At 67.4% G+C, this 10,731-nt stretch carries 10 protein-coding genes; 5 read left to right on the top strand and 5 right to left on the bottom strand.

Features of this window, described 5'->3' with window-relative positions; translation table 11 throughout:
* Window positions 1–51 precede the first annotated feature (51 nt).
* The 4 genes from SPHI_RS08795 (at window position 52) to SPHI_RS08810 (ending at window position 4,842) form a co-directional block, all read left to right on the top strand.
* Window positions 52–459 carry an endonuclease domain-containing protein gene (locus tag SPHI_RS08795; RefSeq protein ID WP_076744546.1) on the top strand — a complete coding sequence of 136 codons (408 nt, stop codon included), beginning with the start codon at window positions 52–54 and terminating at the stop codon, window positions 457–459.
* The gene (locus SPHI_RS08800) at window positions 456–1,553 is read left to right on the top strand and encodes an ATP phosphoribosyltransferase regulatory subunit (RefSeq protein ID WP_076744547.1); all 1,098 of its coding nucleotides are present in this window, start codon (window positions 456–458) and stop codon (window positions 1,551–1,553) included. Before SPHI_RS08795 ends, SPHI_RS08800 begins: the two co-directional genes overlap by 4 nt.
* Before the next feature lie 112 nt (window positions 1,554–1,665).
* On the top strand, window positions 1,666–2,955 hold the full coding sequence (locus SPHI_RS08805) for an adenylosuccinate synthase (RefSeq protein WP_076744548.1): 1,290 nt from the start codon (window positions 1,666–1,668) through the stop codon (window positions 2,953–2,955).
* Between the two features lie 84 nt (window positions 2,956–3,039).
* Window positions 3,040–4,842: an acyclic terpene utilization AtuA family protein gene (locus tag SPHI_RS08810; protein ID WP_076744549.1), complete on the top strand. Its 1,803-nt coding sequence runs from the start codon at window positions 3,040–3,042 to the stop codon at window positions 4,840–4,842.
* A gap of 279 nt (window positions 4,843–5,121) precedes the next feature.
* Here SPHI_RS08810 and rpoN read toward each other — a convergent pair whose 3' ends face one another.
* From rpoN to SPHI_RS08835, 5 genes are all read right to left on the bottom strand, one after another.
* Window positions 5,122–6,600, bottom strand: a complete 1,479-nt coding sequence (gene rpoN, locus SPHI_RS08815; RefSeq protein ID WP_076744550.1) for an RNA polymerase factor sigma-54 — start codon at window positions 6,598–6,600, stop codon at window positions 5,122–5,124.
* Window positions 6,601–6,768: 168 nt separating this feature from the next.
* The gene (gene lptB / locus SPHI_RS08820) at window positions 6,769–7,545 is read right to left on the bottom strand and encodes an LPS export ABC transporter ATP-binding protein (RefSeq protein ID WP_076744551.1); all 777 of its coding nucleotides are present in this window, start codon (window positions 7,543–7,545) and stop codon (window positions 6,769–6,771) included.
* Between the two features lie 102 nt (window positions 7,546–7,647).
* Complete coding sequence (locus SPHI_RS08825) at window positions 7,648–8,175, bottom strand: LptA/OstA family protein (RefSeq protein WP_076744552.1); 528 nt, start codon at window positions 8,173–8,175, stop codon at window positions 7,648–7,650.
* 6 nt (window positions 8,176–8,181) lie between these two features.
* The gene (gene lptC, locus SPHI_RS08830; RefSeq protein WP_076744553.1) at window positions 8,182–8,820 is read right to left on the bottom strand and encodes an LPS export ABC transporter periplasmic protein LptC; all 639 of its coding nucleotides are present in this window, start codon (window positions 8,818–8,820) and stop codon (window positions 8,182–8,184) included.
* The gene (locus SPHI_RS08835; RefSeq protein ID WP_076744554.1) at window positions 8,813–9,433 is read right to left on the bottom strand and encodes a ribonuclease D; all 621 of its coding nucleotides are present in this window, start codon (window positions 9,431–9,433) and stop codon (window positions 8,813–8,815) included. The genes lptC and SPHI_RS08835 overlap by 8 nt, the downstream gene beginning before the upstream one ends.
* Window positions 9,434–9,714: 281 nt before the next feature.
* Here SPHI_RS08835 and SPHI_RS15425 point away from each other — a divergent pair, with 281 nt between their 5' ends.
* The gene (locus SPHI_RS15425) at window positions 9,715–10,542 is read left to right on the top strand and encodes a cold-shock protein (protein ID WP_076744555.1); all 828 of its coding nucleotides are present in this window, start codon (window positions 9,715–9,717) and stop codon (window positions 10,540–10,542) included.
* The last annotated feature ends 189 nt before the right edge of the window (window positions 10,543–10,731 follow it).

Consider the following 10,731-nt stretch of genomic DNA (forward strand, 5'->3'; position numbering starts at 1 on the left):
CACTCCTTCTCCCTCTCCCCGCTGGCGGGGAGAGGGCAGGGGAGAGGGGCAGTGACAAGAACCGACGCCGAACTGCTGAAGCGCGCCAAGGCAATGCGCAGCGAGATGACGCCGGCTGAAGCACGCCTCTGGTATCACCTGCGCGGCAAGCGCTTCGGCAACGTCAAGTTCAGTCGCCAGGTCGTGATCGGGCGCTACATCGCCGACTTCTGCGCCAGAGCGCGCAAGCTGATCATCGAGGTTGACGGCGACACCCACGCGGGCAACGAAGCGCGCGACGCGCAGCGGACGGCTGTGCTGGAACGTGAAGGATATCGTGTGCTGCGTTTCACCAACGCTGACGTGATGCGGAACGAGGCGGGTGTGCTGGAAGCGATCAGCGCTGCGCTCGTGACTGCCCATCTCCCCGACCCTCTCCCCCGAGGGGAGAGGGAGATTTCTGCCCCGCCTGCCGCATGACCACACTTCTCCCTGAGGGATTCCGCGATCGGCTGCCGCCGCATGCCCATGGTGCGGCGTCGGTGGAATCGCGCGTGCTCGGCGTGGCGCATTCCTATGGCTATGAGCGCGTTGATCCGCCGCTCGCCGAATTTGCCGAGGGGCTGGGTACGCGGCTGAAGGACGGCGGGCTGGCCGATGCGGTGCGGTTCGTCGATCCGGTCAGCCAGCGTACCATGGCGATTCGGCCGGACATCACCGCGCAGGTCGCGCGCATCGCGGCCACGCGCATGGCGCATCATCCGCGCCCGGTGCGGCTGAGCTATGCCGGATCGGTCCTCAAGCTGCGCGGCGGGGCGTTGCAGCCCGAGCGTGAGGCGCGGCAGATCGGGTGCGAGCTGATCGGGCTCGATACGGTCGCGGCCGCGCGGGAGGTGGTGACCGTTGCCGTCGAGGCGCTCGCCGCAGCGGGCGCGACGGGGGTGTCGGTCGATTTCACGCTGCCCGATCTGGTCGATACGCTGGCGGCGGGGCCGTTGCCGGTGGACGATGTCGAGCATTTGCGCGACCGGCTCGACGCGAAGGATGCCGGCGCGGTTGCCGAAATCGCGCCTGCCTATCTGCCGCTGATCGAAGCGGCGGGGCCGTTTGCGGCGGCAGTGGCGCGGCTGCGCGGATTCGACACGAGCGGGGTGCTCGCTTCACGGCTCGACGCGCTGGAGGCGATCGCGGCTGCGCTTGGCGACGGCGCGACGCTGACGCTCGATCCGACTGAGCGACATGGGTTCGAATATCAGACGTGGCTCGGCTTCTCGCTGTTCGCCGAAGGGGCAACGCGTGAGGTTGGGCGCGGCGGCACTTATACGCTGATGCATGAAGATGGCGCGGAGGAGGCGGCGACGGGTTTCTCGCTGTTCGCCGCGACGATCGCGAGTGACGGCGCCGGCGAGCGGCGACGGCTGTTCCTGCCGGTCGGCACCAGCGAAGCCGATGGTGCGGCGATGCGTGCCGCCGGCTGGGTCACCGTTGCCGCACTCGATCCGGGAGACACGCCCGAAGCGCAATTGTGCACGCATTTCTTCGCCGAGGGAGCCGCACGACCGCTCGGCGGTTGACAGTCACAACTGCCCGCCGCTACCGGCGCGGCGCACATTCGAGCCACCCTCCGCGCGCCGAGTCCTGTCGAAGGGCCCGCGGAGTTATTCCGGCAGGGGAGGTTCTGTATTCATGGCGAACGTAGCGGTGATCGGCGCCCAGTGGGGCGACGAGGGCAAGGGCAAGATCGTCGACTGGCTGGCCGAGCGCGCCGACATGGTGGTGCGCTTCCAGGGCGGGCACAATGCCGGCCATACGCTGGTTGTCGGCGAGAATGTGTACAAGCTGTCGCTACTGCCGTCGGGCATCGTGCGCGGCACGCCGTCGGTGATCGGCAATGGCGTGGTGCTCGATCCCTGGGCGCTGCGTGACGAGGTGAACAAGCTGGCCGGGCAGGGGATCACGATTACCCCCGACACGCTGCGGATCGCCGATACGTGCGCGCTGATCCTGCCGTTCCATCGCGATCTTGACGGGCTGCGCGAGGATGCCAGCGGCGCGGGCAAGATCGGCACCACGCGGCGTGGCATCGGCCCGGCTTATGAGGACAAGGTCGGCCGCCGCGCGATCCGGGTGTGCGACCTGGCGCATCTCGATCAGCTGGAGCCGCAGCTCGATCGGCTGACCGCGCACCACGATGCCTTGCGGGCGGGGTTCGGCGAGCCGCCGATCGATCGCGCGCGGCTGCTCGCGGAGCTTGGCGAGATCGCCGACTTCGTGCTGTCCTTCTCCAAGCCGGTGTGGCGGGACCTCAACGAGGCGCGCAGCCGCGGGCGGCGCATCCTGTTCGAGGGGGCGCAGGGCGTGCTGCTCGACATCGACCATGGCACCTATCCGTTCGTCACCTCGTCAAACACCATCGCCGGCACGGCGGCTGGCGGATCGGGGATGGGACCGGCGGCGGTCGGGTTCGTGCTGGGGATTGCAAAAGCTTATACGACGCGGGTCGGATCGGGGCCATTCCCGACCGAGCTGGAGGACGAAACCGGCGAGCGGCTCGGCACGCGCGGGCGCGAATTCGGCACGGTGACGGGGCGCAAGCGGCGCTGCGGCTGGTTCGACGCGGTGCTGGTGCGCAAATCGGCGGCAGTGAGCGGGATTACCGGAATCGCGCTGACCAAGCTCGACGTGCTCGACGGGTTCGAGGAGATCGCGATCTGCACGGGCTACCGCTTGCGGGGCGAGACGCTGGATTATTTCCCGTCGCATGCGGCGGATCAGGCGGCGGTCGAGCCGGTGTACGAGACGATGCCGGGCTGGTCCGAAACCACGGCCGGGGCCCGTAGCTGGGCGGACCTGCCGGCGCAGGCGATCAAATATATCCGGCGGATCGAGGAGCTTATCCAATGTCCGGTGGCGCTGGTATCGACCAGCCCCGAGCGCGAGGACACGATCCTGGTCCGCGATCCGTTCGCGGATTGACCGCTACATCCCCCTCCCTCTTACGGGAGGGGGACAAGGTCACGTGAAGTTGCTACCCCTCTCGCAAACATCGGGAGAGGGCGAATGGCCAAGATCGTGCGCATCGGCGGCGCGGGTGGGTTTTTGGGCGACAGTTCTGTCGCCGCGCCGCAGCTGCTGGCGGGCGGCAAGCTCGATTACATGATCCTTGATTACCTCGCCGAGGCGACCATGGCGCCGCTCGGTCAGCTCAAGCAGGCGCGGCCTGACCAGGGCTATGCGCGCGACTTCACCGAATGGGTGTGGAAGGACAATCTGCGCGAGTTCAAGGCGCAGGGCGTTCGCGTCGTCACCAATGCGGGTGGAGTCAATCCGGAGTCCTGCCGGGCGCGAATGGAGGAAATCGCGGCAGAAGCGGGTATTTCCTTCAAGATCGCGATCGTCAGCGGCGACGACCTGATCGACCGCGTACCCGATCTTGCCGCGGCGGGGACGACCGAGATGTTTTCCGGCGCGCCATTCCCCGACCCGAAGAAGGTTTGGACCGCCAACGCCTATCTCGGTGGCGGGCCGATCGCGGCGGCGCTGGCGGCCGGGGCGGAGGTGGTCATCACCGGCCGCGTCGTCGACAGCGCGCTGACCCTGGGGCCGTTGATGCACGAGTTTGGCTGGGGCCCGGACGATCATGATCGGCTGTCGGCCGGCTCGCTCGCCGGGCATGTGATCGAGTGCGGGGCGCAGGCGACCGGCGGGCTGTTCACCGACTGGGAGGATGTGCCTGACTGGGCGCACATCGGCTATCCCGTGATCGAATGCCACGCTGACGGCGACTTCGTAGTCACCAAGCCGGAAGGCACGGGCGGGCTGGTCTCGCCAGCGGCCGTGGCCGAGCAGATCCTCTACGAGGTCGGCGATCCGCAGGCTTATGCGCTGCCCGACGTGGTGTGCGATTTCTCGCAGCTGAGCGTCGCGGCGGAAGGCGAGGGGCGCGTGCGCGTATCAAACGCCAAGGGGTATCCGCCGACCGGCAAGCTCAAGACCTGCGTTACCTATGAGAACGGCCACCGCTTCATCGGCATCATGCCCGTTGTCGGGCGTGACGCGGCAAAGAAGGCTGCAGCGCAGGCGCAGGCGGTGCTGACTCGCGTCGGCGAGATGCTGCGCGGGCGCAACCTGCCGCCGCTGCGCGATACACGGGTCGAGCTGCTGGGGACGGAGGCGAGCTATGGGGCGCAGGCGAACCCGGCGCTGGCCGGCGCGCGCGAGGTGATCGCACGGATCGGTGCGGAGCATGATGATGCGGAGGCACTCGGCCTGCTGATGCGCGAGTTCGATTCGCCGACCACTTCGATGAGCGTCGGCTCGACCGGCTGGTTCGGCGCGCGCCCGACGATTTCGCCCGTGGCGCAGGTGTTCTCGCTGCTGGTCGATGGCGGGTCGGCGGCGGCACGGGTGTCGCTCGGCAGCGAGACGATCGCGGTGGCTAATCCTGCGCCGGCGATGCCGTTCGAGCCGGCCATGATCGAGCGGCCGGTGGTGGAGGATGCGGCAGACGGCGACGATCTGGTCGAGGTGGAGCTGATCGAGCTTGCCTGGGCACGATCGGGCGACAAGGGCGATGCGTTCAACGTCGGTGTGATCGCGCGGCGGCCGGAATACCTGCCGTGGATCCGCGCGGGGCTGACGGAGGAAGCGGTGAAGGCGTTCTTTGCGCATGAGTTCGAAGGCGCGTCACACCCAGAGGTGCGGCGATATGAGCTGCCGGGGATGAACGCGATCAACCTGCACTGCATCCAGTCGCTGGGTGGCGGGCAGTTCGCAAGCTTGCGGCTCGATCCGCTGGCGAAGGGCAAGGCGCAGCAGTTGCTGGATATGAAGGTGATGGTGCCGCGGGCGCTGGTGGGCTGAGGCTCGTCATCTCGGGCTTGGCCCGGAACCCAAGGTGCCGTGGGCGGTGACGTTGGTGGGCCAGAACGCAAGCAATCCCCGTCATGCCGGCCTTGTGCCGGCATCCAGCCACCCGCGAGCTTATCCGTCGTTGAATGTGCGGAACCCTGGAAGCCGGCACAAGGCCGGCATGACGGATGGGGTGAGGGTTGCTCGATTCATGCGCGCCAGTGTTCGCGGAGCCTTGGATCCCGGCGCGAGGCCGGGATGACAGGGTGATAGCGGGGATGCTCCGCTCCCTTAACCTCCGCCCAGCGCCCGTTGGCGCCTGCGTTGCACCGAGCTGCCGATCCCCATTGCCTCGCGGTATTTCGCCACGGTGCGACGCGCGATGTCGAAGCCCTTGGCGTTGAGCAGTTCCACAATGGTGTCATCGCTCAGCACCTTGGCGCCTTCGTTGGCGATGAGGCCCTTGATGGCGCTCTTCACTGCTTCGGCGGACACCGCATCGCCGCCGTCTGCCGCCTGGATCGCGGAGGTAAAGAAGTATTTCAGCTCGAACAGCCCGCGGGCGCAGCTGAGATATTTGTTCGAGGTCACCCGGCTGACGGTTGATTCGTGCATCTCGATCGCATCGGCGACCTGGCGCAGCGTCAGCGGGCGGAGGTGCGACACGCCGTGGAGGAAGAACGCTTCCTGCTGGCGCACGATCTCGGTTGCGACGCGGATGATCGTTCTCTGACGCTGATCGAGCGCTTTCACCAGCCAGTTGGCGCTGGCCAGCATGTCCCCCAGCCATGCCTTGCTCGCCTTGTCCTGCGAGCCGGTGGCGAGCTCCGCATGATACCGCCGGTTGACCAGCACGCGGGGCAGCGAGGACTGGTCGAGCTCCACCACCCAGCCGCCGCGCGAGCGGCGCACGTGAAGGTCCGGTGAGACCGCCTGCATCGGTTCGCCGCCGAAGCGCAGACCGGGCTTGGGATCATAGCCGCGCAACTCGCGGATCATGTCCGCCATGTCCTCGTCATCGACCTGGCAGATGCGCTTCAGCCTGTTGAGGTCGCCCCGCGCGACCAGATCGAGGTTGTCGATCAGCTGCGCCATGCAGGGATCGTAGCGATCCGCCTCCTTCGCCTGCAATGCAATGCATTCCGCAAGATCGCGTGCGCCTACGCCGGTGGGATCGAAGGTCTGGATGATGGCGAGCACGCGCTCAACCTGCGCCAGCGCCACGCCGAGCCGGTTCGCCACGTCGAGCAGGCTGGTGGTGAGGTAGCCAGCCTCGTCGATCAGGTCGATCAGGTGCTGCGCGACGAACAGGTCCGCGCCCGATAGGGCTTGGCCGGCCTGTTCGAGCAAGTGATCGGCGAGCGAGAGATCGCTGGCCGCGAAGGCATCGAGATCCGGTGCATCCTCGCCCGAGCCGCTCGTCGTACCGGTCAGCCCCAGGCCATCGCCCGCCGCGCGGTCGCTGGGGCCGTCATCGAAGCGTTCGGCGGCGATGTCGACGTCCAGCGACTCGCCTGCTGCCTCGCCGTTCATCACGAGTTCGTCGGCGGTCGCGGGCTCGTCGCGGACGGCGTCCGGCTCACGCTCGGCGACGGGACCATCGTCGGGGAGAGCGGCGGCTTCGAGCAGCGGGTTCTTCTCGATCTCCTCGGCGATGACGCCTTCGACCTCGAGGTTGGACAGCGCGAGCAGCTTGATCGCCTGCTGCAGTTGCGGCGTCATTACCAGCGATTGCGACTGGCGCAGATCGAGGCGTGGGGCGAGGCTCATGCCCTGCGGTTCACATCTTCGTCATGCCAGCCTGGTCCCGGCATCCGCACCGCGGCAGACCTGACGGTCGGAGGGTGTGGAGCAGTGAGTCCCCGCACGACGCCGAAATGACGGGAGGCCAGGTGGCTAGCTTTCGCCAGAGTCGAGGCGAGCGAGACAGGCATGTGTTTAGAGCGAAAACTCTTCGCCGAGGTACAGCCGGCGCACGTTGGGATCGGCCACCAAGTCCGCCGGCGCCCCGGTGAACAGGACGCGCCCGTCATAGATGATGTAGCCGCGATCGACGATGTCGAGCGTCTCGCGGACGTTGTGATCAGTGATCAGCACGCCGATGCCACGACGCTTCAGATCCTTCACGAGCCCGCGGATATCGGCGATCGACAGCGGGTCAATGCCGGCGAACGGCTCGTCGAGCAGGATGATCGTCGGGTCGGCGGCCAGCGCGCGGGCGATCTCCGCCCGGCGACGCTCGCCGCCCGACAGCGCCATGGCGGGGGCGTCGCGCAGGCGGGTGAGGCCGAATTCATCGAGCAGCGTATCGAGCTTGCGCTGCCGCGCCACCGCATCGGGTTCTGCGAGTTCGAGCACGGTGAGGATGTTCTTTTCGATCGTCAGCCCGCGGAAGATCGAGGTTTCCTGCGGCAGATAGCCGAGACCGAGGATCGCGCGACGGTACATCGGCAGACCGGTGATGTCTTCGCCATCCAGCATGATGCGGCCGGCGTCCGGCTTCACCAGACCCATCACCGAATAGAAGCAGGTCGTCTTGCCCGCGCCGTTCGGGCCGAGAAGGCCGACCACCTCGCCGCGACCGACCGACACCGACACGTCGCTCAGCACGACTCGCTTGTCGTAGGACTTGGCGATCGAGACGACCTGAAGCCCGTCCGAAACCGGCGCTTCGTGCACCGGCTCCACCTGATCAAGGGTCGTGACGTCGTCCATCGCTCGCTTCTGCCTCGCAGGTCATTGCAATCGACGCGGCGATGCGCATCGATTGGCAGGAATCATGCATGAGGAGCGGCCCGAGGGGAACCCCCGATGCGATCAGTTGCGTTTGGGCACCGAGAAAGTGCCGGTCACGCGGCCCGACGGCGTGGTGGTCGTGCCCCCCGGTGCGGCGGTTCCGCCGCCACGCACCGACGAGCCGTCGATCACTGCCCGGCCGGTATCGAGGTTGATTGTCAGCCGCCCGCCGTTGACGGTGTTCCCGCCCTGCGTCAGCGTCACCGCGCCGACCATGGTGATGACTCGGCGATTGAGATCATACACCGCATATTGGCTGCGTGCCGTCTGATCGGGTCGGCGCACGACCACACCGCCCGCGGCATCGAGCCGGGAGACCTGCGGATTCCCGCCGACCACCTGGCCTGTATAATTCACCGTCATGCGCGCCGCGTTGAGCGACATTTCCGCCTGGCGCACCGCGACATTGCCCGACAGAACAGCCCGATTGGCGCGATCCTGCAGCTCGATCGTGTCGGCGCCGAAGTCGATCGGCGCGTTCGTGTTGTGGCGCGTCTGCGCCGCCGCGCCGGAAGCGAGCAGGAGGGTGAGGAGGACCGCACGTTTCATGGCGCGCTATCTCGCCCCTCGCGGGTTCACGCGCAAGCGGGCATTGCCGCGTAAAGTGACGGTTCGCGCCTCAAGATCGGCATCGAGGCGGTTGGCGCTGAACCTGCCCTGCGAAACGGTGCCGGTGACGGAGCCGCTTGATTGCAGCGTGCGGCTCTTCAGGTCCACCGTCGCATCCTGCGTGTCGAGCGTGTAGTTGTTGGGGCCACGGAAGGCGATCGGGCCGTCGACCTTCACCTTCTCGCTTTCCATGTCGTAACGCCCGGTGGGGGCGGTAAGCGTGGCGGGGCCGTCCTGCAGGCGGATCTGTGCGGCGAGCTCGTCAATCTCGACCACCGGCTCGGCCGAGCTTTTCTGCACCGCGGAGCCGGCATTGAGGGTGAACGGCTGGCCCTTGGCGTCCGAGCCGCGATATTGCGCGCTCTGGATCTTCAGCCGCTCCTTGGCGACCTCGACCTTGTTCTTGTCGAGCACGAAGGACACGTCACCGCCGGTGGTCAGCGGTGCCATCACCAGGAACGCGGCAAGGACGCCGATCAGCACCGGCAGCAGCCAGTGGGCAAGCCCAACCAGCCGGTCATGCCGGCTGCCCGGGGCGGCCCAGCGCTGACGCTTGCTGCGTTCCCGGACGGCGATGTCAGACATGCGCGAAGATGTCGGCTTCCGGCCAGCCGGCAAGATCGAGTTCCGCGCGATGCGGCAGGAAGTCGAAGCATGCCTGCGCGAGGGCGGTGCGGCCTTCGCGGGCGAGGCGGCGGTCGAGCTCCTCGCGCAAGCGGTGGAGATAGCGGACGTCGGAAGCGGCATATTCGCGCTGCGCCTCGCTCAGTTCCGGCCCGCCCCAATCGGAGGATTGCTGCTGCTTGGAGATTTCCTGGCCGAGCAACTCGCGCACCAGCTCCTTCAGCCCGTGGCGATCGGTATAGGTGCGCACCAGGCGCGACGCGATCTTGGTGCAATAGACCGGCGCTGCGACGATCCCCATGTAATGGCGGATCGCAGCGATATCGAAGCGGCCGAAGTGATAGAGCTTCAGCCGGGCCGGATCGGCAAGCGCGGCGCGCAGATTGGGGGCCGCATAGTCAGACCCGGGGTTGAAGCGCACGAGATGCTCATCGCCCAACCCGTCGGAGATTTGCAGCAGGCAGAGCCGGTCGCGCGGCGTGATGAGCCCCATTGTCTCGGTGTCGACGGCAAGCGGGGCGCCGGGCGCGAACACGTCACCCGGCAGATCTTCTTCATGGAAATGAACGGCCATTGGCATGCCGTAGCCTGCCGGCGGGCAAGGCTCAACAACCGTCGGAGATCGGGCGACCTTGCGCTGTTTTGGCGACAAGCTGTGCTTTCAACGCGACAGTTACGCAATGATCGGCGCGTAATACTTGCTTTTGGCGACGAATCCGTTCGCGGTGCACGCGCCGATGCGCTATGACGAGTCTCGTGGCGCATCAGCTTTCGCGTCACGAAGTCCTGCGCCGGCCGTCCATCGCGTGGGTCTTGAACCGATTTGCGGGCGGAGCGGGAAGACGAACAGGGTTTATGGGTTACGACAAAGGTGGCCGCGGCAATCGTGGCGGACGCGGGCGCGACAAGCGCGATGATTTCGGCGGCGGCGACTTCGGTGGTGGCGGCGACTTCGGCGGTGGCGGCTTTGGTGGCGGCGGTTTCGGCGGCGGCGGCTTCGGCGGCGGTGATCGTGGTGGCTTCGGCGGCGGCGGCGGCTTCCGTGGTGGCGGCGGTGGCGGCTTCGGCGGCGGCGGCGGCTTCCGCGGCGGCGGTGGTGGTGGCGGCTTCGGCGGCGGCAACCGGATGCCCCCGCAGGTCGTCGGCGAAGGCACCGGCGTGGTCAAGTTCTTCAACGCGCAGAAGGGCTTCGGCTTCGTCGTGCGCGATGATGGCGGCGAGGACGTGTTCGTTCACATCTCCGCGGTGGAGCAGGCCGGCCTGACGGGCCTGGCCGAGGGTCAGCCGCTCGGCTTCACCCTGGTCGATCGCGGCGGCCGTATCTCGGCAACCGAGCTGAAGATCGATGGCGAGCCGATGGAAGTGACCGACCGCGCACCGCCGCGTGACGGCGGCTTCGGCGGCGGCGATCGTGGCTCGCGTGCCGGCGGCGCCGGCGGTGCCGGTGGCACGCAGCGTCAGCTGACCGGCGAAAAGGCGACCGGCACGGTCAAGTTCTTCAACGCCATGAAGGGCTTCGGCTTCATCCAGCGCGACGACGGACAGCCCGACGCGTTCGTCCACATCTCGGCCGTCGAGCGCGCCGGCATGACGAGCCTCAACGAGGGCGACCGCCTGTCGTTCGAGCTCGAGGTCGATCGTCGCGGCAAGTACGCTGCGGTGAACCTGTCGACGTCCAGCTAAACACCCCGCTTCTGCCATAGGAGAGGGAAGGGCCGTCCGGGGCAACCGGGCGGCCCATTTTCTTTGTGGTCCGGCGCTTGATGTGTGTTGGGTCCAGCCTGCCTTGTTGAAGCACTTTGCAGGCGACGGGCGACGGGCGACGGGCGACGGGCGACGGGCGGCGGGTAACGGGCCGCGGACCGCGGGGGG

The sequence above is a fragment of the Sphingomonas jeddahensis genome, assembly GCF_001981525.1.
Classification (GTDB): domain Bacteria; phylum Pseudomonadota; class Alphaproteobacteria; order Sphingomonadales; family Sphingomonadaceae; genus Sphingomonas; species Sphingomonas jeddahensis.

Coding starts and splice junctions, on each gene's coding strand:
- lptB (WP_076744551.1), bottom strand. CDS start 7,545: ATGGACGACGTCACGACCCTTGATCAGGTGGAGCCGGTGCACGAAGCG.
- SPHI_RS08825 (WP_076744552.1), bottom strand. CDS start 8,175: ATGAAACGTGCGGTCCTCCTCACCCTCCTGCTCGCTTCCGGCGCGGCG.
- SPHI_RS08805 (WP_076744548.1), top strand. CDS start 1,666: ATGGCGAACGTAGCGGTGATCGGCGCCCAGTGGGGCGACGAGGGCAAG.
- SPHI_RS08835 (WP_076744554.1), bottom strand. CDS start 9,433: ATGGCCGTTCATTTCCATGAAGAAGATCTGCCGGGTGACGTGTTCGCG.
- SPHI_RS08810 (WP_076744549.1), top strand. CDS start 3,040: ATGGCCAAGATCGTGCGCATCGGCGGCGCGGGTGGGTTTTTGGGCGAC.
- SPHI_RS08800 (WP_076744547.1), top strand. CDS start 456: ATGACCACACTTCTCCCTGAGGGATTCCGCGATCGGCTGCCGCCGCAT.
- rpoN (WP_076744550.1), bottom strand. CDS start 6,600: ATGAGCCTCGCCCCACGCCTCGATCTGCGCCAGTCGCAATCGCTGGTA.
- lptC (WP_076744553.1), bottom strand. CDS start 8,820: ATGTCTGACATCGCCGTCCGGGAACGCAGCAAGCGTCAGCGCTGGGCC.
- SPHI_RS15425 (WP_076744555.1), top strand. CDS start 9,715: ATGGGTTACGACAAAGGTGGCCGCGGCAATCGTGGCGGACGCGGGCGC.